This is a genomic window from Aureimonas sp. AU20 (assembly GCF_001442755.1).
Lineage (GTDB): Bacteria > Pseudomonadota > Alphaproteobacteria > Rhizobiales > Rhizobiaceae > Aureimonas.
This window is the reverse complement of the sequence record NZ_CP006367.1, coordinates 773,608-800,062: the sequence shown is the minus strand read 5'-3', so window position 1 is coordinate 800,062 and position 26,455 is coordinate 773,608. Positions and strand designations below refer to the sequence as shown.

Below are 26,455 nucleotides of genomic sequence, written 5' to 3'. Positions count from 1 at the left end.
CAGACAACATGGTTACCGAAGAGGGTTAAGAACTCGTTCCGCTTACGATTCAAAACCAGCCCATCGGGCTGCATCGGGCGGGAATCGTGTCGTTGCGACGGTATGGGGTGGTTCATGTCGGTACAGACGTTAACCCCGCACGCGAGGCTCGGCACGAGGAAGCAGGGGGTTCGGGGACCGATCCAAGACTGCCGAACAAGAGCTGGAGATCGGCAACTCATGCCTCACGCTGGTCTTTCCGATCGAGACTGGTGTCCCGCCCGCCAACTTCTCTCTTCGAAAGTCGCGATTATCGGTCGATCAAAAGCCGATCTTGACCTCAGCGCCTCGCCCCGCCAAATCCGGGCCGGTTCGACCCGAAACCTGAGGTCCATGCAGGCTGCGCACCTCATGGGCCGAACGCCATCTTCGGACCGCTGGCTCTTGAACGGGCTGCCTATCTGGAACCCTGCTGCCGGCGAAGCCGAGCCGCGCCCCAATGATCGAGGAGATCCCATGGCGCTTCCCGACAATGTCCGTCGTCTGCGCACCACGGATGGCGACACGATCGAGACCGTGTCCCGCTCCACAGGCCTTCCTGCCCCGCTTCTGCAGGCGATCGAGAACGGTCGCGCCGAAATCCCACCCAAGGCCTTGCGAGCGCTGGCGCAGCATTTCCGGGTCAAGCCGAGCGACCTGCTGGACTGAGGACGACACGACGTTTCACGTGAAACACATTTTTCTTACGAAATCGGAAACGCCGAACCAGCCTTCGGGAAAAGCGCTCTCGGAGTTTCAAGCTGACCCGAGCATGGCCAATCCGTCCCAAATGCGACAAAATGCCCTGTACAGCCGCGCGTTCGCCCCGCATGTAGTTCTTGGTATCGACCCGCTCGAAAAGCGGAGATCGTAAGTCTTCCCAAGTATGTGTCCCCCAATGCTGAAACTCATTCGCCCGCAGGACGCCCAACTGGGAATGTTCATCATCGGCTTCGAAGGAAGCTGGGCCGATCATCCGTTCTGGCGGACCAACTTCCTCCTGAACAAGCCCGGCGATCTGGCGCGCCTGCGCGCGAGCGCGGTGTCCGGCGTGCTGATCGACGACGCCAAATCGGGAATGGACGCGAGCGGCGAGGTGGGCAAGCCCGGTGCCGTCCAGCGCCCGACGGACACGGCGGAGCCCCGCCCCTCGGCGGGTTTCGATCAGCAGCGGCTGGCCGAGATGACCGTGCGCAACTGCAGGCGGGCGATGGGCCGCCTGTTCGGCAGCGCCCGCATGGGCCGCACGCCGGACCCCCGAATCGCATTGTCGGTGACCCAGGGGATCCTGACGTCTCTCACCGGCAGTTCCACGGCGCTGATCGGGCTGACGCGCATCAAGTCCACCGACGCCTACACCTATCTTCATTCCATCGCCGTCAGCGCGCTGATGCTGCGCTTCGGGCGGTATCTCGAACTGGAGACCGAGGACCTGCAGCTTCTCGGCATGGCGGGCCTGTTGCACGATCTCGGCAAGGTCTCGATCCCCGCCTCCGTGCTGCTGAAGCCCTCTGGCCTGACCGAGCAGGAGCGGGAGCTGATCCAGGCACATCCGGGCGAAGGGCATCGCATCCTGTCCGCCCATCCCGACATGCCCGACATGATCCTGGACATCTGCCGCCATCATCACGAGCGACTGGACGGCACCGGCTATCCCGATCGGATCGCCGGCGAAGAGATCAGCCGGCCGGTGCGCCTGTCCACGATCTGCGACGTCTACGACGCGGTGACTTCGATCCGCCCTTATCGGAAGGCTTGGACGCCGCAGGAAGCGCTGACGCGCATGTTCGAATGGGAGGGCCATCTCGACATGCCGCTGCTGGCCGATTTCGCGCGCTGCCTCGGCTACGAGGAAACGATCCCGCTCGACCTGCGCATCGAGATGCCCGACGCCCAAGCGTCCAAGGCGGTGAACGGCTATTCGGACCCGCGCCCTTAGCAGGCGTCAGACGGTCTGCGCGGCGTGCCGGGCCGGCCGAGCGACCTCGGGCTCGTCCGCATCGATCCAGGCGAGAAGCGCGTCCATCGGCATGGGCTTGGCGAAGAGGTAGCCCTGGAAGGCGCGCGCGCCGAGTTCGCGCAGCGTCGCCAGTTGCTCCACCGTCTCCACGCCCTCGACGACGCATTCCAGCGTCATGCTCTGGCACAGCATGAGGATCGAGCGCAGCAGATCGTGGCCCGACTGGTCCTGCAGCGCATGCACGAAGCTGCGGTCGATCTTGATCTTATCGATCGGCAGCCGATGCAGGTAGCTGAGGCTGGAATAGCCGGTTCCGAAATCGTCCAGCGCGATGCCCATGCCGAGCGAGCGCAGGAGCGTGACCGACTGGTCCGCCTGCCGGAAGTCGCGCATCACCGCCGTCTCGGTCAGTTCCAGCATGATGCGGCGGGGATCGACGCCGGACTGGCGCACGATCGAGACGAGGTTGAGGACGGTCGGCGGGTTGGTCACGTCCTGCGCGGAGAGATTGAACGACAGGTTCACGCACTCGGGCAGCTGGCCGAGTGCCGCCACCGCCTTGCGGAACAGGACCAGTGTCAGGTCGTGGATCAGGCCCATCCGCTCGGCCGCGGCGATGAAGAGATCGGGGCGCACCGGCCCGAGGATCGGGCTGTTCCACCGGGCCAGCGCTTCCACGAACTGGACGGCGCCGGTGTCGAAATGCACCACGGGCTGGAAATGCAGCTGCATTTCCGCTTCGAGATCGGCCGTGCTCAGCGCGCGCTCGAGCGCCTCCTCCGAGCGGATTTCCCGCTCGTGGTCGAGCGTATAAAGGCACACTTGGCCTCGGGAGTTCTTCTTGCTCTGGTAGAGCGCATAATCGGCCCGGTTGAAAAGCTCCTGCGCCGAGCCGCTGGCGTCGGTCGACAGCGCCACCCCGCAGGAGGCCCCCAGCGTCAGCACCAGATCGTCGAGTTCGAAGGGCTGGGCCAGCGCCTCGCACAAGCGGACGCCGACTGCCTCCGCCGAGCGCTTGTCGAGGGGGCCGACGAAAGCGAACTCGTCTCCGCCAAGGCGCGAGACCACGAGGTCGGGCACCTCCCACTGAACCTGGCTCAACCGTTGGGCGACCGCCTCCAGAAGCCGGTCTCCAACTCCATGGCCATGCGTGTCGTTGATCGGCTTGAACCGGTCGAGATCGAGAAGGCCGACCGCGACGAAGCCTTGCGTGTTCTCCGCCCCCTCCAGCATCCGCGCGAGTTCCGCGAAGAAGAGCCGCCGGTTCGACAGGCCCGTCAGATTGTCGGTATTGGCGAGAATGAGGTTCTCGCGCCCGAGACGCTCCATCTCCTCCTTGGAATGGACGAGTTCGCGGAAGCCCCGAAAATTGTTCATCAAAACGCGGATCATCACCAACATGACGAGCAGGGTGTTGAAGGCGATTCCGGCGAAGACGGTATTCTTCTCGTACAGGCTGTAGGCGATGTAGGGAATCGTGACGACCGCCGTGACGGCCAGGGCCGCCTGCGGCAGATGCATCAGACAGAAAATGCAACCGATCATGGTAACGGCCATGAACACCGCGATATGCGCCCGCTCCTCGCGGACCCCGTAGCTGTAGAGCGCGAGCGCCCACGTGACGAAGGCCAGCGCGAGAATGGCGGCGATCACGGTGATGCGGTTCAGCGCACGCCTTGCGGATGCGGCATCGGGCGGCGTCGGGCGGCGCATCCACAGAAACACCCGGCATGCGGACACGACTACGAGCAGGACGGGCATCAGCGTCGTCAGCCAGAAAGGCGCGGAATCGCTCAGCGAATAGGCCACCGCAAGCGAGTTGACGCTGAGAAGGACATAGAGAAGCGGAACCTGCCTGCTCAGCTCGTCAAGTTGCGGCTTCGCGACCAGAAGGTCGGAAACGCCGAACGACATCTCCCGCAGGTGCTTTCGAACCATCTTTCGTCCGCCCGTTCCAAGAGCCGCACTGTCGCCGAGAAACCTAAGAATTTCGTTCGCCGCCAAAATTTAGCCGCGAAAGCTTCGGTTGGCGCGACTGGACCCGGCAGGAGCCAAAACATCGGCTTGCGCGAAACGCGCGGCCGGTCCGGCCTTGAAAGATCGCGCTTGCGCGGAAACTTCCCCTCCGGGCCGCGTTTGGCCCACGCGTCAAGAGAACCGACCCGAGGGACGACCCGCCACATGTCGATGCCGATGAACGAGACCATTCAAGCGCTTGTCGAGATGTCGATGCTGCGTCAGGCCAAAGTCGCCGCCGAGAAGTATGGCGGCCAGGGCCGGCTCTGGCAGCGCCCCTATGCCGAAACGCGCCCGCGCGTCGCCTCCGCCGTCGCGCCCGTCTGGTTCACCGCCTACCCCGCCTCCATCGTCACGCGCGACGGGCAGTCGGTCCTTTCGACGCTCAGCGACCAGCGCCTCTGGTCGGCGCTCTCCTCCATCGGCGTGCGCGGCATCCACACCGGCCCGATGAAGCGGGCCGGCGGCTACAAGGACGAGCGCTATTCGCCGACGATCGACGGCAATTTCGATCGGATCAGCTTCGACATCGACCCCGCCTACGGCACGAGCGAGGAGTTCGTCGCCGTCAGCCGCATGGCCGCCGCCCACAACGCGGTGGTAATCGACGACGTCGTGCCCGCCCACACCGGCAAGGGCGCGGACTTCCGCCTCGCCGAGATGAAAGTCGGCGACTATCCCGGCCTCTACCACATGGTGGAGATCCAGGAGGAGGACTGGGCGCTGCTGCCCGAGGTGCCCGAAGGGCGCGACGCGGTGAACCTACAGCCCGCAGCCGTCGATATCCTGCGCGAGAAAGGCTATATCGTCGGCCAGTTGCAGCGGGTCATCTTCTTCGAGCCGGGCGTCAAGGAAACCGACTGGAGCGCCACGCCGCCCATCGTCGGTGTCGACGGCGCGACGCGACGTTGGGTCTATCTCCACTACTTCAAGGAAGGCCAGCCGAGCCTCAACTGGCTCGACCCGTCCTTCGCCGCGCAGCAGATGATCGTCGGCGACGCGCTGCATTCCATCGACCAGATGGGTGCGCGCGGCCTGCGGCTCGACGCCAACGGCTTCCTGGGCGTGGAAAAGCGCACGGACGGGCCCGCCTGGTCGGAAGGCCATCCGCTTTCGGTGGTCGGCAACCAGCTTCTGGCCGGCATGATCCGCAAGGCCGGCGGCTTCTCGTTCCAGGAGTTGAACCTGACGGTGGACGACATCGCCGTCATGTCCAAGGGCGGGGCGGATCTCTCCTACGACTTCATCACCCGGCCCGCCTATCAGCACGCGCTGCTCACCGGCGATACGGAGTTCCTGCGCATGATGCTGCGCATGGTGCACGAGTTCGGCATCGACCCCGCCTCGCTGATCCACGCGCTGCAGAACCATGACGAACTGACCACGGAACTCGTCCATTTCTGGACCCTGCACGCCAACGACATCTACACGTTCCAGGGCCAGACCTGGCAGGGCCGCACGCTGCGCACTCATATCCGCGAGACGATGTACGAGAAGCTCAGCGGGCCGGCGGCGCCCTACAATCTGCGCTTCGTCACCAACGGCATCGCCTGCACCACGGCGAGCGTCGTCGCGGCCGCGCTCGGCATCACCGATCTCTCCACGATCGGCGACGAGGAACTGGCGCAGATCCAAAAAGCGCATCTCCTGCTCGCCATGTACAACGCCTATCAGCCCGGCGTCTTCGCTTTGTCGGGCTGGGATCTCGTCGGCGCCCTGCCGCTGGAGCCCGAGCAGGTGGCGGACATGATGCGCGATGGCGACACGCGCTGGATCGAGCGCGGGGCCTACGACCTGATCGATGCCGCGCCGGGCGCCCGCTTCTCCTCGGGCGGCATGCCGCGCGCCCGCTCGCTCTACGGCTCGCTCTGCGACCAGCTGGAGAACCCGGACTCCTTCGCCTCGCGGCTGAAGCGGCTTCTTCAGGTGCGCGACGCCTATGGCATCGCCGCCGCGAAACAGACCGCCATTCCCGACGTCACCAGCCCCGGCCTTCTCGTCATGGTGCACGAGCTGCCCGACGGGCGCGGCACGCAGCTGACGGCGCTCAACTTCAGCCAGAACCCGATCGAGGAGACCATCGAACTGGCCAATGTGCGCCCCGGCCCGGTGGTGGATATGATCGCCGAGACGATCGAGGGCGACCTGGGCGAAGACGGGCGCCTCAAGATCACTCTCGACCCGCTGGAGGGCCTGTCGCTGCGCATCGTCGGCGCGCTGCCGACGCTCTGAGAACATAACGGAGCCCTCACCCATGCGTCCATCGCATGGGTGTTGTGCCTCGCACCGCTCTTGCGCCGATGCGGCGCAGGCGTGACCTTCCGCGCGGCCACCTGGGTTTCCCCTCGGGTGGCCGTTTCGGAACAGTCGGGTTGCGCGGGACGAAAATCGCGCGGCCAGCGCCATCGCGAGGGCGGACTATGCTCTACGGACTCTTCGTCCTCCTTTCCTGCCAGCTTCTGGGCGAGGCGGTTCGCCACGCGACGGGCGGTCCGGTGCCGGGGCCGGTGCTCGGCATCCTGCTCCTGATCGCTTATTTCGCAGTGTCGGAGCGCCTGGGCGGCGAGCGCATGGCAGCCCGCACCCGCTCGGTGGAAGGCGCGGCCGACGGGCTGCTGCTTTATCTCGGCGTCCTGTTCGTGCCGGCGGGCGTCGGTGTCGCTGGCAAGCTCGACCTCATTGCCCACAACGCCACCGGCATTCTCATCACCCTGGTCGGCTCGACCGTGGCCACGATGCTCGCGACGGTCGGCGCCTTCCGCCTCGTGCGCCTCCTGACAGAGCGCGGCCAATGATACAGGCGCCCGATTCCCTCTTCGAACTCTGGGTCTATCTTTCCGCCAGCCCCCTCCTTTGGCTGACGGTGACGCTCGGCGCCTTTCTGCTGGCCCGGCGGCTGGCCGAATTGACGGGCTTCCACCCGCTGATGAACCCGGTGCTTCTGGCCATCGTCTTCGTGGTGGCGATCCTGCAGTTGAGCGCCACGCCCTACGCCACCTATTTCGCCGGGGCGCAGTTCATCCATTTCGCGCTCGGGCCGGCGACGGTCGCGCTCGGCGTGCCGCTTTATCGCAACCGGCGCGTGGTGCGCGAAACACTCCTGCCGGTGCTCGCGGCGCTGTTCGTCGGAGCGCTGGCGGGCGTAGTGTCGACGGTGGCGATCGCGCTTCTTCTCCACCTTCCTCAGCCGCTCGTGCTGGCGCTGGCGCCCAAGTCGGTGACGGCAGGCATCGCCATGGGCATTTCGCAGGGACTCGGCGCCGACCCGACGCTGACAGCCGTGTTCGTGATCGCGACCGGCGTGATCGGGGCGATCCTGGTGACGCCGCTGATGAACGCGCTGCGCATTCGCGACTATGCCGCGCGGGGCTTCGCCGCTGGCCTCGCCTCGCACGGCATCGGCACGGCGCGCGCCTTCCAGGTGGACAATGTCGCCGGCGCCTTCGCGGGCCTCGCCATGGCGCTGAACGGCCTCGTCACCGCCATCGTCGCTCCGCTCGTGCTCGGTTGGTTGCTCTGAGAGCCTGTTTGGAAACTAGGGCGGGTCGGTCCGTCGGTGCTTTTCCGGCATCGCCCCAGGACGAGACATGCCGCGCAAGGGCAGCGGAGGTCTCGCCCGTCCGCATGGACCGTTGCCAATCCTCGCCGATGCGCCCTCGCATCGCCTGCGTTTGGCGCCTTGCGACGCCAAAAAATCCCTTGGCGGCGCGGAGACAAACTTAGGTGATGTGAGAGTTACCGCGGTGAGCATGGGCAACGGCGGGCAAGCGCCGACGACCTGACCCGCCCGGTTCATCGAACGATCTCCAAACACACAGCCCGGACATTCGATCGGTGGAGCCGGAGGGGCGGCTCGCGCGTTGAGGGGGCAAGACCGGGTCGCGACGGCCGGCGGGGCGACTTTCCCGCTCTCTCCCATGGTTTGACCCGCGCCCGCCTCAATTCGGTTGGGATCGGGGAGAAGACCGGCTCCGACCTCAGCGAAGGAGATTCGCCCCATGACCGCGCGAACCGTCACACCCCTTCTCGCCGCTTCCCTGGCGCTCGCCCTTTTGGCCGGGCGGGCCGAGGCGCAGACGGCGCCGCCCGCGCCTCCCAGCGTGCAGACACCGGGCACCGAGGCGCCGATCCCGCAGACGCCAGGTGACGCCGCGCCCCCGGCGGGCAGCGAAACCTGCACCGTCAATCCTGGCGACACGGCGGGCGGCACCACGAGCGACGGCCAGATGCTAACCGACCAGCTCGACGATTGCGAAAGCGTGCTGATTCCCCAGACCGATGGCGATCCCGACATGGATGCGCCCGTGCCCGACGCCGATCCCGGAACGACGCCGGTGATCCCGCCCGGCTCGATCGCGCCGCAGCCGCCCCAGGCCAACTGAGTTCGGCGCCAGACTTTGCACGCGGCGGACGGGCGAAGGCTTTCGCCCGTTCATGAGGAACGGCATTCCGTCAGGCACGGGGTCGCTCGACATGAGGTCGCGCCGTGTTTGCGTGGTCTTGAGTCAAAAGGACGCGGCGAGAGGCCCGCCCGGAACGGCGGCGCCGCTTCCTCGCTTGCTCATCTCATGCGAGAGCACCCTCACCCCGCCGAACCCGCCCCGCCGCCCGCAGCGCCCGTGAAGCGGCGGCGAGCCGGCACGGCCTCCGCCCCCTCGGTGGACGAGACCGCCCTGCGCGAGAAGGCGCTGGAGGTGCATCGGCGCCTGTGCCGGACCTACGAATGCCCGATCGCGTATTTCCACGATCTCGATCCGGTGAGCGAACTGATCTCCTCGCTCCTGTCGCACCGGACGCGCAACGCCGATTCCGGCCGCGCCTTCAAAGCGCTGCGCGCCCGCTTTCCCGATTGGGATGCGATGATCGAGGCCGACGCGGGCGAGGTCGAAGCGCTGATTCACGGCGTGCGCTGGCCCGAGCTGAAGGCGCCCCGGTTGCAGGAGGTGCTGCGGGCCTTGCGGGACCGACAAGGCGAACTGACGCTGGATTTCCTGGCCGGGATGGAGGTCGAGGCGGCGCGGCGCTGGCTGGAGGCGCTGCCCGGCGTCGGGCCGAAGACCAGCGCGGCAGTGCTTTCCTTCTCGGTCCTGCGCATGCCGGCCCTGCCGGTGGACAGCCACCATCACCGCGTCGCCCAGCGGCTTGGCCTGATCGGCGACAAAATGGATGTCGGCCCCTCGCACCCGATCCTGCGCGCGCAGCTGCCGGCGGACTGGAGCGCCCAGGCGCTCTACGACAACCACGAGATCCTGATGCTGCACGGACAAAAGGTCTGCCACTTCCGCCGACCCGCCTGCGATCGATGCCCTCTGACCGATCTTTGCCCGAGCGCCTTCAAGGCTTAGCGGGCTCAAGTTGGAACGAAGGCGCCGATCAGGCGAACTCGGGCGCGCCTATGTCGATCGAGCGCGCGGTCCTTGGCGCCGGCTTGTCCCCGCCACGCAGGAAACGCCTCGCCCGCTCGTTCTCGGAAAGGTCCGCGACCATGGACACGAGTTCGGGCTCCTCCAGCCGCTCGGCCGCCTCGCGCAAAGTCACCCATTCGAAGCGGCGCTCGTGCTGTTCCTTCCAGGCACTCTTCTGCCCGGTCACGCGCATGAGATAGGTCGCGACGGTGACGTATTGGAAATCGGTGCGCTTGCGCTGCCAGTAATGATAGGTGCCGATCGGCTGGTGCAGCATCTCACCGCGCAGGCCCGCCTCCTCCTTCGCCTCGATCCGTGCCGCCTCGAAATCGGCAAGCCCCTTCATGGGCCAACCCTTGGGGATGATCCAGCGATGGGTCTGCCGGGAGGTGACGAGGCCGAGGCGCACGCGCGCCGTCTCGTCCACCCAGATGGGCAGCGCCGCGATCTGGCAGGTCTCCGCTTCATCGGCTCGTTTCATGCGATCCTCCCAACTCCCTCAGGCTCAAGGCTGAGCCGGGAAGGTTAGGGAACAGGTCACGGCCGATGGCCAAAATCGCGGGATGGGTAAGCGACGATGGGGAAAATCGGTCGATTTCGCCGGGTCTTTCCGCCTTGGCTCGACGCCGAGGACCGATGCGGCCGATCAGTCCGTCTCACCCGGATGGCGCGGAACGACGCGCACATCGAGCCCCTTGCGGGCGAGGTAGAACTCGACGCCCGTCCGGGTCAGGAGCGAAAGGAGACCGATCACGATGGCGACGAGGCGCACGCGGTGTTCGTCGCGCTCCACCTCCGCCATGCGCGCGTCGAGCAGCTGCTTCTCGCCCTCGGTGATGGCGCCGATGACGACGCGGATCTGGTCCATCGTGGCGCGTTCCATCATCGTGATCTCGCGCGCCCGCGCCGCCTCGAAGCCAGCCTCGTCGTGCAGGACGATGGAGGCTTTCATCTCGGCGAGCTTGGCGTCGACCAGCCCTGCCAGCCCGTCCACCCGCGCGACCTGCGCCGCGTTGTCGGAAATCTGCGCGCGCAGCCGCGTGCGCAGATCCCCCAGCCGCTCCAGCGCCTTGTCGTAGGGGTCGAGATAGCGCCGGTCGCTGCTGAGGAGATAGCCGCGCTGGCCGGTCTCGGCATCGTCGAGGCCGATCAGCACGTCCTTGGTGGTCTCGATCACCTCGTGCGTGTGGAGGACGAGGTCGCTTTGGTGGTTGAGAAGGCTGTGCGTCCAGGCCGTGGCGACGATGCCGACGAGGAGCACGAGACCGGTCGGCACCACGCGCAGGAGCGTCGGCGTCGTCAGATACGTGCGCCGCAGGTGGCGCCAGGACAGGAGCGAGCCCACCCCGCGTCAGGCTCGCGGGTCGATGATGGCGATTCCGTCCGGCGCCTGGCTGTCCATGGCCATGAGGGCGGGCACAGCCTCGGCCAGCGTCAGCCGCTCGCCGATCAGGCGCTGGGGCTGGAGCGTGCCGGCCTCGATCATCGCCATCATCGCCTCGTAGCGCCAGGACTGCATGCCGTGGCTGCCGTAGATTTCCAGCTCGTGCGCGATCACCTGCGCCATGGGAATGGCGGGCGCCGTGTGCTCGCCCAGCATGAGCCCGACCTGCACGTGCCGCCCGCGCCGGCGCAGGTTGCGGATCGAATTCCGGCAGGTCTCGGAATGGCCGAGCGCGTCCAACGAAAGATGCGCGCCGCCGCCGGTGATCTCGCGCACGGCCTCGGCGACGTCCGCCACCTCACGCGCGTTGACCACCGCCTCCGCGCCCATCGCCTTGGCCAGCGCCAGCTTGGAGGGCGCGACGTCCACCGCCACCACCCGCGCGCCGAGCGCAGCGGCGATCATGACGGCGGAGAGGCCGACGCCACCGCTACCATGCACGGCGACCCATTCGCCGCCGCGCGCCCGGCCCTGGTCCACCACGGCGCGAAACGAGGTGGCGAAGCGGCAACCGAGGCTTGCGGCGGTGGCGAAGTCGAGGCTTTCGGGCAGGCGCACCAGATTCTCGTCGGCGCGCGAGATCGCCACGAACTCGGCGAAGGAGCCCCAATGCGTAAAGCCCGGCTGGAACTGCGCCTCGCAGACTTGCTGCTGGCCCGCGCGGCACTCCCCGCAATGGCCGCAGGCGGCGATGAAGGGCACGGTGACCCGCTCGCCCACGCGAAAGCCGCGCACGTTGCGCCCGACCGCCGCCACCGTGCCGGCGAACTCGTGGCCCGGCACGTGCGGCAGGCGAATGTCGCTGTCATGGCCCTTCCAGCCGTGCCAGTCGCTGCGGCACAGGCCGGTCGCCACGACCTCGATCACCACGCCGTCGTCGGTGGGCGTCGCGTCCGGCACGTCGCGAATCTCGGGCCGCGCCCCGAAGGCCTCGAAGATCATGGCTTTCATCGCGCGTCCCTTCCTGCTCGCCTCGCTCCCCATATCGCGATCGAACCCAGCCGACAACGCGGCGCCCGGCCGTTCGGTCCCTCCGCTCCGTCCGAAAAAGCGTTCCGATTTGCCGCCCGATGCTGTAGGCGACGAGACCATGACATCTCGCCCCGGCTCGTCCGGGGGTTCCCGCCTTCGGAGTTTGCCGCGTCATGACCATTCGCGTTCACAAGGGCGACCTGCCCGACCTGTCCCGCTACACCGGCTCGGTCGCCATCGACACGGAAACGCTGGGGCTCGACACCAGGCGCGACCGGCTCTGCGTGGTGCAGCTTTCGCCGGGCGACGGCACGGCCGACATCGTGCAGATCGCCAAGGGCCAGCGCGAGGCGCCCAATCTCTGCAAGCTCCTGGCCGACACGACCAAGGTCAAGATCTTCCACTACGCCCGCTTCGACATCGCCGCGCTCTACCATGCGTTCGGCGTCATGACGCAGCCGGTCTTCTGCACCAAGATCGCCTCGCGGCTGGTGCGCACCTATACCGACCGGCACGGCTTGAAGGATCTCGCCAAGGAGCTGATCGGCACGGACCTGTCGAAGCAGCAGCAGTCGTCCGACTGGGCGGCGGAGACGCTGACCCCGGCGCAGCTCGACTACGCCGCCTCCGACGTCCTTTATCTCCATGACCTGATGGGCGTGCTCCTGCAGCGGCTGGAGCGCGAGGAGCGCACCGATCTCGCCAAGGCCGCCTTCGAGTTCTTGCCGACGCGCGCCAAGCTCGACCTTCTCGGCTGGGACGAGGAGGACATCTTCTCCCATTCGGTGAACCGCACCTAAAGCCAACTCGAACCGATCGGCGCTCCGTCCGTTTCCCCCTCAGAACGAAAGGGAGAGACCGACATGAGCGACCATCCGATCGCCTCGCTGGGCAAGCGCATCGGCGGCACCGCCAAGGAGGTCGTCGCCGAAATCACCGGCGACGCCCGCCTGCAGGAGGACGGGCGCCGCGACATCGCGGACGGGCGCAGCCCCGCCGTGGACGGGCGGCCCGATCTTCGCGCCACGCCGCGCCCGACGCAGGAAGGCATCCGCCGATGACCGCCGATGCCGGGGACACCGTGCGCCAATCAATCCTGGACGAGCTCCAGCGTCAGGCGGGCAACAGCGAAGGCGCGCTGCGGGTCCAGCCGGGTTCCGACAGGGTCGAGATCAACGGCCCGGTCGATCTCGACGATCTGGTGATGATGGTCATGGGCTCGCTCGCCGGCGGGCCATGATGTCTCACCTGGAACTGGCAGGTAGGGCGCGGGGTTTGGGCTGGTGAACGGAGCCCGTCCCCATGTCGAACCTGTCCGATAGCCCCGAGCGCAACGCACCCGACCCGATCCTGCCCGAGCCAATCGGCGAGGACGGGCTCGTGCAGCCGCGCGAACCCGACGAAGCGCCCGGCCAGGGGAACGGCCAGGGTCATGATCAGAACAAGGGCCAGGGCAAGGTCCGTTCCGGCTCCACGCCCGAACTTCCCGACCGTCCCGTCGAGGGCTGAACTCTCTCAGGCCTCCCAGCTCTGTACGGAATGGATCGTCATCGACTGCTTCTGAGCATCGGCTTGCGTCTGCGGAAAGAACAGCGCGACGGGATTGAAGCCGGCGAGCGAGCCGCAGGCTAGATTGAGGCCGAGCTGGTGGGGATAGTCCACCTGCAGCGGCCAGTCGCTGACGCAGATCGGACGGTCGTCCATGTAGTGGACGACCTGACCCCGCGTCCACACGATGCCGAAGGAATGGCGCTCACCGTCAGCCATGGGCCGTGGCAGGAGAAGCGTGCTGGCATTGGCCGAAAGCAGCTTCTTGTCGGGTGCGGAGGCGCGCCACGCGCCGCCATTCTGCGCCGCGTCGCCTCCCTGCGGCGCCAAGGCGCGGACGCGCGAATAGGGTTGGTTGTGCAGATTGCCGGACCAAACCGAAGGCCCCTGCCCCAGCCGGGTGAAGAGTTCCAGGATATCGACCTCGGCCCAGCCGTTGCGCGCCTGCGGCACGATGCGCTGGCCGATGCCCTTCGGACCGGGCCGCCACGTGTAGAGCCAAAGCGCCGGCCAAAAGCCCCAGGGCATGCCGGAATTGGCGTTGAGCACCGCTTCCACGTCGGCCCGGGTGTAGGCCGTGTCGCCGCGATAGTTCGGCAGGGCGGGAAAGCTCGCCTCGATGCGGATTGCCTGGACGGAGAGCCCTTGACGCTGAGGGCCGTAGGAGCGCTTCGACCAGATCTGGCCGGACCAGAGGCCGGGCAGGAACAGGAGCCCGTCCCCCTCCGCCGCCAGCATGGGCGCGCCGAAGCGCAGCGGCCGGTCGAAGCGCACGGTGCGCCGGTCGGCCGAGATCGAGGCGACGCAGGCCTGCGCGATGCTGCGCGGATCGTTGCTCGGCTGTGGCCCGCGCTTGACGCCGCGCGCGAAGCATCCGGGCACGATGCCGGGCGGCAGGGGGCGCGACAATTGCACCTCCTGCGTCACCCCTTCCTCGATCGCGGCGGGCGCGGCGAGAGGCGCGAAGGCGAAGCGCGTGAAGGTCAGGTGGAAATTGCCGGCATAGTCCGCCCGCGCGCCGCCCGAAACGGCCTCGAAGACGATCGTGCCCGCCGCGCGGTCGATCGCGGCGACCGTGGCGAGCCCGCCCGGCCCGTTGGTGGTGACGTCGCCGACCGTGACCTTATCGAGGTCCCCCGGTCGCAAGCCGATGTCGGACAGGCGCGTCGGCACGGTGCCGCCCGGCGGATTGCTGTTGAAGCCGCCCTTTCGGCGCGTGATGTCGCCTCTGAGGTAGGAGTCGAAGCGCCCGGCATCGACCGTCGCCTGGAGGCGCAGCCCATCCGGCTCGAACACATGGTTTCCCGCGCCGAAATCGCCGCGATAGTTCTGCACCTCGGAATTGATCGTGGTGGTGCCGGTGCCGCCCAGAACACGCCCCTTGGCGTCGATCTCGCCTTGGAACGGGTTGAAATGGCGGGCGAGGTCTCCGGCGTCGCGGATCGCCGTCGAGCCGGCGTCGCCCGAAGCCTCCCGGCCGAAGCGCAGCGTCTCGACCTCCGGCACGCCGCGCATCGTCTGCGCGAAGGATTGGCGCAGCCAGGCCGGCACGGGCGGCCCGCCACGCCGCATCGCCGCGCCGTTGGACAGGCCGGGAGAGGCGAAGGGCGCCTTGGTGTCGGTTTCGGCCATGTCTCTGATCCTCGAATGGCAGGTGGCGGCACGCTGGCAGAGGGCTCGGGCGAAGCTATGACGCAGCGCAAAAATATCGAGGGGCCTGGGGCCTACTCGGCAAAAGGGTCAGGTCGGTTCGACGGTGCTCTTCGCCATGGCTCCTGGGAAACAGCAGCGCTCGCCCATCCGTACGGACCGTTGCCGATCTCCGCCGATGCGCCCTCGCATCGCTCAAGTTCGGCGTCTCGCGGCGACGTGAAATCCCTTGCTCCGCCCCCGCCGAGGAATTTTCGAACAGGCTCTCAGATATTCCCGACCACGGCGATGGCGAGCGAGAGGAGGAGAAGCGCATCCATGGCGAAGCCGAACAGGCGGAGCGCCGCGCCGATATCGGCGGGCGCGGCCTCGCGCCGCCCCTCAGCGCCGAGGCAAGGCGCCTCCACCACCAGCGCGCCATAGCGGCGCGAGCCGCCGAGCGACAGGCCCAGCGCGCCCGCCATGGCGGCTTCCGGCCAGCCGGCATTGGGCGAGCGGTGCGAGGGGGCGTCGCGCCACGCCACCTTGAGCGCCCGCGCACCGGCGCCCTGCCCGGGCTTGAGCGCCGCGACCGCCGCGAAGAGCAGCGCGGTGAGCCGGGCGGGGGCAAGATTGAGGAGATCGTCCAGCCGCGCCGCGCCCCAGCCGAAAGCGAGGTGGCGCTCGGAGCGATGGCCGATCATGGAATCGGCAGTGTTGACCATCTTGTAGGCGAGAAGGCCGGGTAGGCCGAAGAGCGCGAGTGCCATCCAGGGCGCGACCACGCCGTCCGATGCGTTCTCGGCCAGACTTTCGATCGCCGCGCGGCAAACCCCGGCTTCGTCTAACTGATCGGGATCGCGTCCGACGATCATCGACACGGCCTGCCGCCCCGGTCCGAGCCCGCCCTCCTTCAACGCGCGCTTCACGGCCAGCACATGGTCGCCAAGGCTTTTTCGCGCCAGAAACAAGGAGGCGACCACAGCCTCAAGAATCAGGCCGGCCCATCCGAAGCCGGCAAACAAGCGCTGGATCGCAAGGCCTGCGGCAATGGCGAGCGCGAGCAGCAGCAGGATCGCCAGCACGCCGAGCGCGCGGCGCAGCGCAAAGCCGAAGGCGGGCCGGTTCAGCCCGCGATCCGCCGCTCCGATCAAGACGCCGAACAGAACCACCGGATGCGGCCAGCGCCGCCAAAGCCAGTCGGGATCGCCTAGAACACGATCAATCAAGGTCGCGAGAAACAGGACCATGGGCTCACGTCCCTCGCGAGGGTTGAGGAGGCATGGCCGGGAAAATTCCAACCGATGTCGCGAAGGCCGATCGAGGGACGAACCCGAAAACGGGCCGTTGAAGCCGACGAGCCGTCGCTCCGATCAAGATGCCGAAGGCACCGGCCGGATATGGTCTACGCCGCCCACGATCTTTCGAGTGGTGGCGGACATCATCGGTCGCAGCGCGGAGGGCGATGGGATCAGGCCTTGGTCGAGGTTCAAGTGACGTGATCGAAGGGAGCTTTGTCCCTACTGCATTGGCGCTCGTTGCCCGACCGTCAGTCAGACGCGCGCCTGGGCCTTCGGCCTCACCCGACCGCACGCGACGCGCCGATCCTGCCCGACAAACATCCGCCCGCTTCAGCATCCGACCTCGGCTCGTGCTTCGCGCAGCGCCTCCGTCAGCCGCTCCGCCTCCGCTTCGTTCCGCACCGTGCCGATCCGCAGCCAGTCGGCGCGATAGGGGAAAGGGCGCGTCAGGATGTGGCGGCGCGCCAGCGCCTCGAACAGACCAGCGGCCTCCGGCACCTGAAGAAGCGAGAACAGGGCTGTGCCGCCGACGGGCTCCAGCCCCGCCGCTGCTAGGGCGCGACGCGTCAGCACGGCGCGGGCGGCGATGCCGGCGCGCAGGCGCGCGACGCCCGCCTCGTCCGCCATCAGCCCGGCGGCAAGCGCAAGCGCCGGGCCGGACACGGCCCAGGGGCCGAGCCGCGTCTCGATCCGCGCGGCCAGCGCCGGCTCGCATAAGGCCGCGCCGAAGCGCAGCCCCGCGAGGCCGAAGAACTTGCCGAAGGAGCGAAGAACGAGAAGCCCCGGCCGCCCGACCTCGCGGCTGAGGCTCTGCTCAGGCTCGGCGTCGGCGAAGGCTTCGTCGAGCACGAAGAGCCCGCCTTGGCTCCCCAGCCGATCCGCTAGCGAGAGCACGTCGCCCGGCGAGAAGCGCCGTCCGTCCGGGTTGTTGGGCGAAACGAGCACCGCCAGCCGCGTCTGCGGGGCGATCTCGGCCAGCGTTGAGAAGCGCGACACGACGTGGCCCGCCGCTGCCAGAGCGCGGCCATGTTCCTCGTAGCTGGGAAACAGCACGGCGGCCGGGCCGGGCGTGAAAAGATGCGGCAGGAGGGCGATCAGCGCTTGCGTGCCCGGCGCCAACGCGACGCCCGCCCCCTCGCCCGCGCCGGCAAAGCGGCGCAGCGCGTCTTTGGCGCGCGCCTCCAGCGCCCGCTCCGGCAGGCGCGCCCAAAGCTCGGGCTCGATGCCCGGTAGGGGCGGCGGCACAGGATTGATGCCGGTGGACAGGTCGAGCCAATCGCCCCGCGCGCCGCCGAAGCGCGCCACGGCGGCGTCGAGCGCCCCGCCGTGATGCAGCGCCTCCTTCACGCCAGGGTCCCGTCGATCACATGGGCGAACGAGCCCATGACGCGGCCGCACCGAAGCCCCATCGCGCCGAGATCGGTGCCCAGCGCATCGCGCGCCTCGAACAGGCGATCGGCCGCGCCCTCCCCTGTGATCGTGGCATAGTGGAACTCATGGCCCGTCAGCGCATGGGGCCAGGGCGCGCCGGGAAGCGGGCTGAGGCGGCGATAGCCGAGGTGCCGCTGCCGCGCGGCGAAGGACGTGGCGAGCGGCAGGAGGCCGAGCATGGGATGCGCGGCTCCCTCGGCGTCGGTCAGCGTTTCGCCCAGCGTCATGTAGCCCCCGCATTCGCCATAGATCAGCGCGCCGCGCGAAGCGGCCTGGTGCATTCCAGCGCGAAATCGCTCAGCGGACGCCAGTTGCCCGGCATGAAGCTCGGGATAGCCGCCGGGCAGGAACACGGCGTCGGCGCCCGCCTCCGGCGCCTCTTCGCCCAAGGGGGAGAAGAAGGAAAGCGCCGCCCCGCCCTGCCGCCAGCCCTCCAGAAGATGCGGGTAGAGAAAGGCGAAGGCCGTGTCGCGGGCGACCGCGATGCGCTGCCCAAGCGGGGCCAAAGGTGCCACGGTGGCGGCATGGGCCTCTCCTGGTTGCAGGAGGGCGTCCAGCGCGCCGGGGGCGAGGCCCTTTTCCATCCAGCCGGCAGCGCGATCGAGAAAGCCGGCGAGATCACTGTGTTCGCCGGCTTGCACGAGGCCGAGATGGCGCTCGGGCAGCGCGAGGCATGGCTCGGGCGGCAACACGGCGAGAACGGGAAGGCCGAGCGGCTCCAGTGCGTTTCTCAGCAGAACTTCGTGCCTGGCGGAGGCGACGCGGTTCAGCATGACGCCGGCAAAGCGGAGGCGCGGGTCATGGTCGCGAAAGCCACGCACCAGGGCGGCGATGGAATGCGACTGCCGGGCGCAGTCCACCAGCAGCACGACGGGAAGCCCGAGCAGCACGGCCAGATCCGCCGCCGACCCCGTGCCGTCCGCCGCCCCGTCGTAAAGGCCCATCATCGCTTCCACGACGAGCGGGCGCGCGTCGGCCCAGGCGAGCGCCCGGATCAGGTCGGGCCGCATGGCATAGGGGTCGAGATTGACCGAGGGCTGGCCGGTCGCCGCCGCGTGAAAGGCCGGGTCGATATAATCAGGCCCCGCCTTGGCGGAGCGCATCGCGACGCCCGCCCGCTTGAGATGGCGCAGCAGCGCGAGGGTCGCCAGCGTCTTGCCGCTGCCGGACTGGGGTGCGGCCAGGAGAAAGCCGCCGCCCGCGCGCGGCGTGCTCCAACCTTCCTTCGAACCCCGCTCCTCGTCCCGCACCTGTTTCGCTCCTGCCGCGCCGCGATGGGCCGGTCTATCAGCCTTTTCGCGGAGGGTTCAACCGGAGGCGAGGGGTGGAGGGGGATGGGCGGCGTAAGGGTGGTCGCCGGCAATGAAGGAGACGCGCGGCCAGCGGGTGGGCTTTTATGCCCGACGTGTTCGAACCCTGCGGCAGGACAGTGGACCCATCGTCCATCTTCGTCGCGGGCCGCATGGCGTAGGGGGGCGAGATTGATCGAGGGCTGGCCGGTTGCGGCCCCTTGAACGGCCGGATCGATATAGTCCGGCCCAGCTTTGGCCGAGCGCAGCGCGACGTCTGTCCGCTTGCAATGGCGCGGGAAGGCGAAGGGTCGCCTGCGTCTTGCCGCTGCCGGACTGGGGCGCGGCCAAGAGAAAACCGCCGCGCGCCGCTTTCGACGGCTTGTCTCGACGGGCTATCGAGAAACTGGCGATCGAAGGCCATCGCGCTTTGGCTTAGGACAGATCGGAAATTTCGCTGCCACGGGCAACGGCTGCCCAAAGCGTCCCAGCCTTGCCAGCGGCCTTTCGGAGAACCCGGGTCCGACCGACTCGCCTTCGCTGTCGCTCCCCCGTCGCGCACCGGCCGCGCCCGGCTAATGGCTCCCGGCCCTCCCCCTTGAAGGGTCGGCGCAGCCGGTCTCGCATCAACACGCCCCTTCGAAAGGCGCGGACCATCCCTCCGCCCCCTTGCGGCTCCGCCTTATCAAAGCACCCGCGCCTTCGTCCAAAGCCAATGGCTCACGCTTTGCCGACATCGGCCGTCGAGGACAGATTCATGTTGAGCCGCCATGACCCGACCTTTCTCCGATACGGCGAACGTCGTTCCCTTCTTCCAGACTCCGTCTTCACGCGGCTGGCTTCAGTCTTCATGCCTAAGAGCCTTCCACCTCGCCCCTGCCAAACGACGAGTTTGGGCGGGGTCGTCTCGAAATGCCCCCAAAAGCACCCGCCATCCACCCGCCCCTCACGCTTAGCGCCAGCCATTCCAAGCCGATACCTCGCGCGCCCCTCGCCTCGCGCCAAGCGGCCGGTCTATAAGCCGTCCATGGGCTTCAATCTCGGCAAGCGGCGGGAGGATGGCGTGCCACCGGGCGCGGCGCTCCGGCGCGGCTGGACCACGGGCGCCTGCGCCACGGCCGCCACCAAGGCCGCGCTCACCGCGCTCCTTACCGGCGACTTTCCCGATCCGGTCGAGATCACCCTGCCCAAGGGCGAGCGGCCCGGCTTCGCGCTGGCCCGCACGCATCTTGGCGCCGGCGCGGCCAGCGCCAGCATCGTCAAGGATGCCGGCGACGACCCCGACGTCACGCATCTCGCCGAGATCGTCGCGACGGTTCGTTTCACGGCGCCGGGCTCGGGCCTCCAGTTCCGCGCGGGCGAGGGCGTCGGCACGGTGACGCGGCCGGGCCTGCCGATCCCGCCCGGCGAGCCGGCGATCAACCCCGTGCCGCGCCGGCTGATGCGCGAGGTGGTGGAGGCGCTCTGCGCCGCCGAGGGCCGGGCGCCCGATGTCGAGATCACGATTTCCGTGCCGAACGGCGAGAAGCTCGCCGAGAAGACCTGGAACGGGCGGCTCGGTATTCTGGGCGGGCTGTCGATCCTCGGCACGACGGGCATCGTCCATCCCTTTTCCTGCTCGGCCTGGATCCATTCGATCCATCGCGGCATCGACGTGGCGCGGGCCGCCAATCTGCCCCGCGTCATCGCCGCGACGGGCTCCGCGAGCGAGGACGCCGCGCGCCGGCTCCACCCCGACCTGCCTGAGATCGCCTGTCTCGACATGGGCGACTTTGCCGGCGGCGTTCTCAAATATCTGCGCCGGCACCCCGTGCCCGCGCTGACCCTGGCGGGGGGTTTTGCCAAGCTCACCAAGCTGGCTCAGGGGTCGCTCGACCTCCATTCCGGCCGGTCCCAGGTGGATTTCGCCTTTCTGGCGGAGCTTGCGGCGACGACCGCGCTTGCACCCGCGATCCTTTCCGCCAACACGGCCAAGGAGGCGCTGGATCTTGCGCGGGACGCGGGCGTCGATCTCGCGGGCCATGTGGCGACACGGGCGCTCGCGACGATCCGCGAGACGCTGGGCGAGGCTCCCGTGGAGGCGGAAATCCTGGTGGTGGACCGGGCCGGACAGGTGGTCGCCCGTGCCTGAGCCGCGCTTCGTGCTCCTTCTCGGCGGCACGGCCGAGGCTTCCCTCCTCGCTCGCCGGCTGCACGCCGAGCGCACCGATATCCGGCTTCTCCTGTCGCTGGCCGGGCGCACCTTGGCGCCCGTGCTGCCGGAGGGGGTAGAGACCCGGATCGGCGGGTTCGGCGGCGTGGAAGGGCTCGCAGACTTCGTGACCACGGCCGGCGTCACGCATCTTCTCGATGCGACGCATCCCTACGCGGTCGGCATGTCGCGCAACGCGGCGGCGGCGGCGCGGCGTTGCGCCCTCCCGCACGCCGCCTTCCTGCGCCCGGCTTGGCAGCGGATGGAGGGCGACCTCTGGCAGGAAGTCGACTGCCTGCGCGCGGCGCGCGATGCGCTGCCTCACGGGGCGCGGCCCTTCCTGGCCCTCGGCAGCCAGCATGTCGCGCCGTTCCGCCACCGTCCGGATCTGTCGCCCGTGCTGCGCCGGGTGGACGCGCCCTCCGAGCCTCTGCCCTTTGCCGCCACGCTCATCACCGGTCGGCCCGCCGACGATCCGGCCGAGGAGGCGGCGTTGTTTCGCGCCGAGCGCGTCACGCATCTCGTTTGCCGAAACTCGGGCGGCGCGCGCGGCTATGCCAAGATCGCGGCGGCGCGCGCGCTCGGCCTGCCGGTCATCCTGATCCGCCGGCCGCCCGAGCCGGACGGGCCGATCCTGCGCAGCCTCAATGCCGCGATGGCGTGGTTAGCCGGCTGATTCGGCCTTTCGGACAGGCCGCAGGATATGCGGATGGCTGGCGTCGTAGAGCTTGGAATCGACGAAGTCCTTCGCCCCAAGCGCGCGGCCGACGAAGAGAAGCGCGGTGCGGGTGAGCTTGGCCTCGCGTACGGCGCGCGCGACGGTGGAGAGCGTGGCGTGGATGAAGGCCTCGTCCGGCCAGCCGACACGATAGGCCACGATCACCGGACAGTCCGGCCCATAGGCCGGCAGCGGCGAGAGTTCCCGCTCGATATGGGCGAGGTTGCGGATGGAAAGATGGATCGCCAGCGTCGCGCCGCTGCGCCCCAGCGTCGCCAGGTCTTCGCCCTCCGGCATGGCGGAGGATTTCATCGCCGTTCGGGTGACGATGATGGTCTGGCAGACTTCCGGCACGGTGAGTTCGGTGCGCAGCGCGGCGGCGGCCGCCGCGAAGGCCGGCACGCCGGGCGTCACGTCGAAGGGAATGCCGAGCGCCTCCAGCCGCCGCATCTGCTCGGCCGTCGCGCCATAGATCGACGGGTCGCCGGAATGGACGCGCGCCACATCCTCGCCCCGCTCATGCGCGGCCTGCATCTCGGCGATGATCTCGTCGAGATGCATGGGCGCGGTGTCGAGGACGCGCGCGCCGTCCGGCGCCGCCTTGACGATTTCCTCCGGCACCAGCGAGCCGGCATAGAGGCAGACCGGGCAGCGCTCGATCAGCCGCAGCCCGCGAATCGTGATGAGATCGGCCGCGCCGGGGCCGGCGCCGATGAAATGGACGGTCATGGGGTTTCCGCAATCGTGGTGCCGGGCTTGGCGGCATAGCCGCGCGGCGTGTAGGCGAAGCGCCGTCCTTCGCCGGAGGTGAAGGCGCGCGTGTTGGAGGAGCCGACGACGACGACGGTCAGCATGTCGACCTCGTCCACGTCGAGATCGGACAGGTCCACGATGCGCACCTTTTCCTGCGGTCGGCCGAGATTGGTGGCGAGCACGACGGGCGTATCGCGCGGCCGGTGCTGGAGCAACACGTCGCGCGCGTGGGCAAGTTGCGTGCGCCGGCGCTTGGAGACGGGATTGTAGAAGGCGATCACGAAATCGCCCCGTGCTGCCGCCTCCACCCGGCGCTGGATGTCCTCCCAGGGGGTCAGGAGGTCGGAAAGCGAGATGGTGCAGAAGTCGTGGCCAAGCGGGGCGCCGGCGCGAGCCGCCGCCGCCTGCAGCGCCGAAATGCCGGGCGAGACTTCGACGGCGATGCGCCGCGCCCCGTCCGACACGCCGCCCCGGTCCATCAGCTCGAAGACCAGCGTCGCCATGGCATAGATGCCGGCATCGCCCGAGCAGACCAAGGCGACGGTGCGGCCTTCAGCGGCGAGTTCCATCGCATGGCGCACCCGCGCCTCTTCGGCGCCGAGGTCGAAATCGTGCCGTGCCTTGCCGCGCGCCAAGGGGCCCAGCAGGTCGAGATAAAGGGAATAGCCGACGAGATCGGTGCTGCTTGCAACCATGCGCGAGACCTCGGGCGAACGCCAGGCGTCCGACCCCGGCCCGATGCCGACCACGAACAGCGTTCCTCTGGCCCGGCCGATCGTCTCCAAATCCAGCGGGCGCGGCGCGCGGGCGAGAGCGGCCGTGGCGCGGGCGGATTTGCGCTTGGGGGCCACGAGTTCGCCCCCCTCGCCCGCGCCGGCCAGCGCCGCGCCTTCCGCGACGCCGTGGCAGCCGGTTTCGCGGAACACGATCTCGGACGGGTTGGCGAGGCGTGGCGCCTCGCGCTCCAGGGTCGAGGCGTCGAAGAAGCGGGCCGGCACGCCGAAATGCGCGGCGACGGCATGGACGGCGGGCTCGTCGGCCTTCAGGTCCAGCGAGGCGACAGCGGCGAGCGACAGGGGCGAGAGGCCGGCTTGCGCCAGCGTCGCTTCGGCCAGCGCCACGGCTTCCTCCGGCGGAGCGCCGCGCTCGGCGCCAATCCCCAGCACTAGGACGCGCGGGCGGTAGAGAAGCTCGGCCGAGCGGGGCGCGCGGGCGTCCGTGGAAACGGTGAGCGCAATGCGCGCGTCGTCCGCGACCGGGATCGCCGAGCCCGTGAGCCACTCCGCCTCGCCCTCGATCCAGGCCTCCTCGCCGGCCACGAGATCGGCCATGACGGCTTTGGCGTGTTCGGGGTTTTCGAGGAGATAGCCTTCGGGCGGAACGTCGAGCGCGACGCCGAAGCGCAGGTCCCCCGCCGTGGTGACGGCGGCGAACCCGCCGGTGACTTCCGCCACGTGCCGCGCCCAGTCGTTCGCCCCGCGATGGCCGCCGAGGAGCGGCACGACGCAGGAGCCGTCCTCCGCGATGCTCAGCACCGGGGGCTCGGCGCGCTTGTCGCCGAGATGGGGCGCAAGAAGGCGGATCAGCGCGCCGCTCGCCATCAGCGCCAGGATCGGCCGCCCGGCCGCGAAGAGGGCGCCGAGATGCGCGGCGAGATCGGAAACGTCGTGGTCGGTGCCGGAAAGGCGCGGCGCGAAGCCGTGGATTTCGCCGCCCAGCGCCGCGCGCAGCCGCGTCGCCAAGGCCAGAGACGCCGGCGAAAGGCAGAGAAAGACGGGGTCGCTCATGGTCGCTCGCTTGCCAGGATCGCGGGCTCGGCGCCCTTGTAGAGGAGAATCAGCGCGAAATAGGGGGCGGTCTCGCCGGTCTCGGCGAGGAGCAGAAGGCGCTCGCCGCCCTGCGTCACGCGCTCGGCATAGAGCGCGCCGGCCATGAGCCCCATCTCCGCCAGGAGCGCCTTCACCCGCCCGAAATGCCGGCCGAGCTTCAGGATCGCGACGCTCTCCGCCGCCTCGATGGCCGGGCGAAGCGCGGCATCCGGCAGGGTCGCGGGCAGCACGGCGAAGCGGTCGTTGCGGACAACCAGCGGACGGCGCAGGGCGGCGGCGGCGGCCATGACGGAGGAAACGCCCGGCACGATCTCGGTGGCGAAGCGCGGCGACAGCCGGGCGAAGAGATGGAGAAACGAGCCGTAGAAGAACGGGTCGCCCTCGCAGAGCACGGCGACATCCCGCCCCGCCTCCAGATGCGCGGCGATCTCGGGCGCGGCGGCGTCGTAGCCGCCCTGGCCGGGCGCGCGGTCCACCGCCATGCAAAGGCCGATCGGCAGTTCCACCTGTCCGCCCGGCAGATGCGGCGCGGCAATGGTGCGGGCGAGCGAGGGCGCGCCGTCCGGCGCGGGATAGGCGATGACGGGCACGCGCTGGAGAAGGCGATGGGCCTTCAGCGTGAGCAGTTCGGGATCGCCGGGGCCGAGCCCGATTCCATAGAGCGTGCCGCTCATCCGCGCGCGCCTTTCGTGAGACACCAGTGAAGAACCGGCATGGCGGGGCGCCAGCCGCGAAACGGTCCGACCGGCGCGGCATGGTCCACCGAGACGCGCAGGAGATCGCCCCCCTGCTTGGCGTGGAGCGCCAGGAGGATCGCCTCCGATTCCAGCGTCACCGCATGAGCGACGAGCCGACCGCCGGGCTTCAGCCGCGCGAAAGCGGGGGCGAAAACGCCCTCCGTCAACCCGCCGCCGAGGAACACGGCGTCCGGCGCCGGCAAAGCGTCGAAGGCCTCCGGCGCGCGCTTCTCAACGATGGCGATGCAGGGGGCTGCGAGCCGGCGGCGGTTCTCGCGGATGAAGGCCAGGCGCTCGGGGTTCGGCTCGATGGCGAGCGCCCGCGCGCCGCCAGCGCTACGGCACCATTCCACCGCGATGGCGCCCGAGCCCGAGCCGACATCCCAGAGAAGTTCGCCAGCGCGCGGGCTCAGCGCCGCCAGCGCCAGCGCGCGCAACACGCGCTTGGTCATCTTGCCGTCGTGCCGAAAGGCCTCGTCCGGCAGGCCGGGGCCGGGCGGCCAAACTCGGGCGCCCTCCGTGGCGCGGCATTCCACGGCTATCGTGTTCAAGGCGGCAATCTGGTCAAGATCGAAGCGCTCCGCCACGCTCCCTCGCACGCGCTCCGCCGTTCCGCCGAGATGTTCCAGCACCTGGAGGTCGCTCGCGCCATAGCCGGCGTCCACGAGACAGGCAGCGAGCGCGGCAGGGGACGCGCCGTCCTCCGACAGGACGAGAAGCCGGCGTCCTTCGGCGAAATCAGCGGCGACCTGCTCCACCGGCCTTCCATGCACGGTGCGGCAGAGGCAGTCCTCCAGCGCCCAGCCGAGCTTCGCCGCGGCCAGCGAGAAGGCGGAGGGCGCGGGCCAGACCCGAAACTCGTCGGTGGACAGGACGCTGCGCAGCCATTTGGCCGGGCCGAACCAGGACGGATCGCCCGTCGCCAGCACCACGGACCGCCGCCCGCGCGCGGCCAGGAGATCGGCCGCACTGTCCGCGAAGGGCGAGCGCCAGGGTTGGCGCTCGGCCGGGTGTGCGGGCGCCAGCATGGCGAGGTGACGTTGTCCGCCGAAGACGATCTCGGCCTGCGCCAAACGCTCGGCCGCCTCGGGCGCCAACGTCGCCAGGCCGCCGTCGCCGACACCGATCAGGTCGAGCCAGGGCGCGCTCATGCGGGACGGCCCGGAGCGAGCGGGGGCAGAGAATAGGTGGGCTCGGAGCTTTGGTCGTTCAGG

25 protein-coding genes are annotated in these 26,455 nt (G+C 69.0%); 13 read left to right on the top strand and 12 right to left on the bottom strand.

Annotated elements, in window-relative coordinates; all coding sequences use genetic code 11:
• Nucleotides 1-495: 495 nt before the first annotated feature.
• Nucleotides 496-687: a helix-turn-helix domain-containing protein gene (locus M673_RS24505; RefSeq protein WP_061973650.1), complete on the top strand. Its 192-nt coding sequence runs from the start codon at nt 496-498 to the stop codon at nt 685-687.
• 229 nt (nt 688-916) lie between these two features.
• On the top strand, nt 917-1,957 hold the full coding sequence (locus M673_RS03635; RefSeq protein ID WP_061973648.1) for an HD-GYP domain-containing protein: 1,041 nt from the start codon (nt 917-919) through the stop codon (nt 1,955-1,957).
• Nucleotides 1,958-1,963: 6 nt separating this feature from the next.
• On the opposite strand, the gene M673_RS03630 is transcribed toward M673_RS03635, so the two are convergent.
• Entirely contained in the window at nt 1,964-3,916 is a 1,953-nt protein-coding gene (locus M673_RS03630) for a putative bifunctional diguanylate cyclase/phosphodiesterase (RefSeq protein WP_061973646.1), read from the bottom strand.
• A 243-nt stretch (nt 3,917-4,159) separates the two neighbouring features.
• Between M673_RS03630 and treS the strand changes: the two genes are divergently transcribed.
• The 5 genes from treS (at nt 4,160) to M673_RS03605 (ending at nt 9,339) form a co-directional block, all read left to right on the top strand.
• Nucleotides 4,160-6,226 carry a maltose alpha-D-glucosyltransferase gene (gene treS / locus M673_RS03625; RefSeq protein WP_061973644.1) on the top strand — a complete coding sequence of 689 codons (2,067 nt, stop codon included), beginning with the start codon at nt 4,160-4,162 and terminating at the stop codon, nt 6,224-6,226.
• Between the two features lie 188 nt (nt 6,227-6,414).
• On the top strand, nt 6,415-6,789 hold the full coding sequence (locus M673_RS03620) for a CidA/LrgA family protein (protein ID WP_061973642.1): 375 nt from the start codon (nt 6,415-6,417) through the stop codon (nt 6,787-6,789).
• Entirely contained in the window at nt 6,786-7,514 is a 729-nt protein-coding gene (locus M673_RS03615) for an LrgB family protein (protein WP_061973640.1), read from the top strand. The genes M673_RS03620 and M673_RS03615 overlap by 4 nt, the downstream gene beginning before the upstream one ends.
• A 478-nt stretch (nt 7,515-7,992) precedes the next feature.
• Complete coding sequence (locus M673_RS03610; RefSeq protein WP_061973638.1) at nt 7,993-8,376, top strand: hypothetical protein; 384 nt, start codon at nt 7,993-7,995, stop codon at nt 8,374-8,376.
• 186 nt (nt 8,377-8,562) lie between these two features.
• Nucleotides 8,563-9,339, top strand: a complete 777-nt coding sequence (locus M673_RS03605; RefSeq protein WP_061973636.1) for an endonuclease III domain-containing protein — start codon at nt 8,563-8,565, stop codon at nt 9,337-9,339.
• Between the two features lie 28 nt (nt 9,340-9,367).
• Here M673_RS03605 and M673_RS03600 read toward each other — a convergent pair whose 3' ends face one another.
• The 3 genes from M673_RS03600 to M673_RS03590 all read right to left on the bottom strand — a co-directional run bounded on the left by M673_RS03600 (nt 9,368) and on the right by M673_RS03590 (nt 11,794).
• Complete coding sequence (locus M673_RS03600) at nt 9,368-9,880, bottom strand: NUDIX hydrolase (RefSeq protein WP_061973634.1); 513 nt, start codon at nt 9,878-9,880, stop codon at nt 9,368-9,370.
• 165 nt (nt 9,881-10,045) lie between these two features.
• Nucleotides 10,046-10,744, bottom strand: a complete 699-nt coding sequence (locus M673_RS03595; protein ID WP_061973633.1) for a CHASE3 domain-containing protein — start codon at nt 10,742-10,744, stop codon at nt 10,046-10,048.
• 6 nt (nt 10,745-10,750) lie between these two features.
• Nucleotides 10,751-11,794 carry a zinc-dependent alcohol dehydrogenase family protein gene (locus M673_RS03590; RefSeq protein WP_061973631.1) on the bottom strand — a complete coding sequence of 348 codons (1,044 nt, stop codon included), beginning with the start codon at nt 11,792-11,794 and terminating at the stop codon, nt 10,751-10,753.
• 194 nt (nt 11,795-11,988) lie between these two features.
• Here M673_RS03590 and M673_RS03585 point away from each other — a divergent pair, with 194 nt between their 5' ends.
• The 4 genes from M673_RS03585 (at nt 11,989) to M673_RS03570 (ending at nt 13,324) form a co-directional block, all read left to right on the top strand.
• A complete protein-coding gene (locus M673_RS03585) occupies nt 11,989-12,615 on the top strand; it encodes a ribonuclease D (RefSeq protein ID WP_061973629.1) in 627 nt (208 codons plus the stop codon).
• Between the two features lie 63 nt (nt 12,616-12,678).
• A complete protein-coding gene (locus tag M673_RS03580; RefSeq protein WP_061973627.1) occupies nt 12,679-12,876 on the top strand; it encodes a CsbD family protein in 198 nt (65 codons plus the stop codon).
• A complete protein-coding gene (locus tag M673_RS03575; protein ID WP_061973625.1) occupies nt 12,873-13,055 on the top strand; it encodes a hypothetical protein in 183 nt (60 codons plus the stop codon). The genes M673_RS03580 and M673_RS03575 overlap by 4 nt, the downstream gene beginning before the upstream one ends.
• 62 nt (nt 13,056-13,117) lie before the next feature.
• Nucleotides 13,118-13,324: a hypothetical protein gene (locus M673_RS03570; protein WP_061973623.1), complete on the top strand. Its 207-nt coding sequence runs from the start codon at nt 13,118-13,120 to the stop codon at nt 13,322-13,324.
• 6 nt (nt 13,325-13,330) lie between these two features.
• On the opposite strand, the gene M673_RS03565 is transcribed toward M673_RS03570, so the two are convergent.
• From M673_RS03565 to M673_RS03550, 4 genes are all read right to left on the bottom strand, one after another.
• Nucleotides 13,331-14,995: a hypothetical protein gene (locus M673_RS03565; protein ID WP_061973621.1), complete on the bottom strand. Its 1,665-nt coding sequence runs from the start codon at nt 14,993-14,995 to the stop codon at nt 13,331-13,333.
• A 284-nt stretch (nt 14,996-15,279) separates the two neighbouring features.
• Nucleotides 15,280-16,242 (bottom strand): adenosylcobinamide-phosphate synthase CbiB, encoded by a 963-nt coding sequence (cbiB, locus tag M673_RS03560; RefSeq protein ID WP_061973619.1) that lies wholly within the window; start codon nt 16,240-16,242, stop codon nt 15,280-15,282.
• Between the two features lie 381 nt (nt 16,243-16,623).
• Nucleotides 16,624-17,640, bottom strand: coding sequence for a threonine-phosphate decarboxylase CobD (gene cobD / locus M673_RS03555; RefSeq protein ID WP_061973617.1), 1,017 nt, complete (start codon nt 17,638-17,640; stop codon nt 16,624-16,626).
• Nucleotides 17,637-18,974, bottom strand: coding sequence for a cobyrinate a,c-diamide synthase (locus M673_RS03550; protein WP_061973615.1), 1,338 nt, complete (start codon nt 18,972-18,974; stop codon nt 17,637-17,639). Before M673_RS03550 ends, cobD begins: the two co-directional genes overlap by 4 nt.
• Nucleotides 18,975-20,040: 1,066 nt before the next feature.
• Between M673_RS03550 and M673_RS03545 the strand changes: the two genes are divergently transcribed.
• The gene (locus M673_RS03545) at nt 20,041-21,144 is read left to right on the top strand and encodes a cobalt-precorrin-5B (C(1))-methyltransferase (protein WP_061973614.1); all 1,104 of its coding nucleotides are present in this window, start codon (nt 20,041-20,043) and stop codon (nt 21,142-21,144) included.
• Nucleotides 21,137-21,880, top strand: coding sequence for a cobalt-precorrin-6A reductase (locus tag M673_RS03540; protein ID WP_061973613.1), 744 nt, complete (start codon nt 21,137-21,139; stop codon nt 21,878-21,880). The genes M673_RS03545 and M673_RS03540 overlap by 8 nt, the downstream gene beginning before the upstream one ends.
• On the opposite strand, the gene cobM is transcribed toward M673_RS03540, so the two are convergent.
• Genes cobM through M673_RS03520 form a run of 4 tightly spaced genes read right to left on the bottom strand, consistent with a single transcriptional unit; the run spans nt 21,869 to nt 26,392 of the window.
• On the bottom strand, nt 21,869-22,651 hold the full coding sequence (gene cobM / locus M673_RS03535; protein WP_061973612.1) for a precorrin-4 C(11)-methyltransferase: 783 nt from the start codon (nt 22,649-22,651) through the stop codon (nt 21,869-21,871). The genes M673_RS03540 and cobM overlap by 12 nt on opposite strands.
• Nucleotides 22,648-24,462 (bottom strand): precorrin-3B C(17)-methyltransferase, encoded by a 1,815-nt coding sequence (cobJ, locus tag M673_RS03530; RefSeq protein WP_061973611.1) that lies wholly within the window; start codon nt 24,460-24,462, stop codon nt 22,648-22,650. The genes cobM and cobJ overlap by 4 nt, the downstream gene beginning before the upstream one ends.
• Complete coding sequence (gene cobI / locus M673_RS03525) at nt 24,459-25,178, bottom strand: precorrin-2 C(20)-methyltransferase (protein WP_061973610.1); 720 nt, start codon at nt 25,176-25,178, stop codon at nt 24,459-24,461. The genes cobJ and cobI overlap by 4 nt, the downstream gene beginning before the upstream one ends.
• Nucleotides 25,175-26,392, bottom strand: coding sequence for a bifunctional cobalt-precorrin-7 (C(5))-methyltransferase/cobalt-precorrin-6B (C(15))-methyltransferase (locus tag M673_RS03520; RefSeq protein WP_061973609.1), 1,218 nt, complete (start codon nt 26,390-26,392; stop codon nt 25,175-25,177). The genes cobI and M673_RS03520 overlap by 4 nt, the downstream gene beginning before the upstream one ends.
• Between the last annotated feature and the right edge of the window lie 63 nt (nt 26,393-26,455).

Coding starts and splice junctions, on each gene's coding strand:
- M673_RS24505 (WP_061973650.1), top strand. CDS start 496: ATGGCGCTTCCCGACAATGTCCGTCGTCTGCGCACCACGGATGGCGAC.
- M673_RS03635 (WP_061973648.1), top strand. CDS start 917: ATGCTGAAACTCATTCGCCCGCAGGACGCCCAACTGGGAATGTTCATC.
- M673_RS03630 (WP_061973646.1), bottom strand. CDS start 3,916: ATGGTTCGAAAGCACCTGCGGGAGATGTCGTTCGGCGTTTCCGACCTT.
- treS (WP_061973644.1), top strand. CDS start 4,160: ATGTCGATGCCGATGAACGAGACCATTCAAGCGCTTGTCGAGATGTCG.
- M673_RS03620 (WP_061973642.1), top strand. CDS start 6,415: ATGCTCTACGGACTCTTCGTCCTCCTTTCCTGCCAGCTTCTGGGCGAG.
- M673_RS03615 (WP_061973640.1), top strand. CDS start 6,786: ATGATACAGGCGCCCGATTCCCTCTTCGAACTCTGGGTCTATCTTTCC.
- M673_RS03610 (WP_061973638.1), top strand. CDS start 7,993: ATGACCGCGCGAACCGTCACACCCCTTCTCGCCGCTTCCCTGGCGCTC.
- M673_RS03605 (WP_061973636.1), top strand. CDS start 8,563: ATGCGAGAGCACCCTCACCCCGCCGAACCCGCCCCGCCGCCCGCAGCG.
- M673_RS03600 (WP_061973634.1), bottom strand. CDS start 9,880: ATGAAACGAGCCGATGAAGCGGAGACCTGCCAGATCGCGGCGCTGCCC.
- M673_RS03590 (WP_061973631.1), bottom strand. CDS start 11,794: ATGAAAGCCATGATCTTCGAGGCCTTCGGGGCGCGGCCCGAGATTCGC.
- M673_RS03585 (WP_061973629.1), top strand. CDS start 11,989: ATGACCATTCGCGTTCACAAGGGCGACCTGCCCGACCTGTCCCGCTAC.
- M673_RS03580 (WP_061973627.1), top strand. CDS start 12,679: ATGAGCGACCATCCGATCGCCTCGCTGGGCAAGCGCATCGGCGGCACC.
- M673_RS03575 (WP_061973625.1), top strand. CDS start 12,873: ATGACCGCCGATGCCGGGGACACCGTGCGCCAATCAATCCTGGACGAG.
- M673_RS03570 (WP_061973623.1), top strand. CDS start 13,118: ATGTCGAACCTGTCCGATAGCCCCGAGCGCAACGCACCCGACCCGATC.
- M673_RS03565 (WP_061973621.1), bottom strand. CDS start 14,995: ATGGCCGAAACCGACACCAAGGCGCCCTTCGCCTCTCCCGGCCTGTCC.
- cbiB (WP_061973619.1), bottom strand. CDS start 16,242: ATGGTCCTGTTTCTCGCGACCTTGATTGATCGTGTTCTAGGCGATCCC.
- M673_RS03545 (WP_061973614.1), top strand. CDS start 20,041: ATGGGCTTCAATCTCGGCAAGCGGCGGGAGGATGGCGTGCCACCGGGC.
- cobM (WP_061973612.1), bottom strand. CDS start 22,651: ATGACCGTCCATTTCATCGGCGCCGGCCCCGGCGCGGCCGATCTCATC.
- cobJ (WP_061973611.1), bottom strand. CDS start 24,462: ATGAGCGACCCCGTCTTTCTCTGCCTTTCGCCGGCGTCTCTGGCCTTG.
- cobI (WP_061973610.1), bottom strand. CDS start 25,178: ATGAGCGGCACGCTCTATGGAATCGGGCTCGGCCCCGGCGATCCCGAA.
- M673_RS03520 (WP_061973609.1), bottom strand. CDS start 26,392: ATGAGCGCGCCCTGGCTCGACCTGATCGGTGTCGGCGACGGCGGCCTG.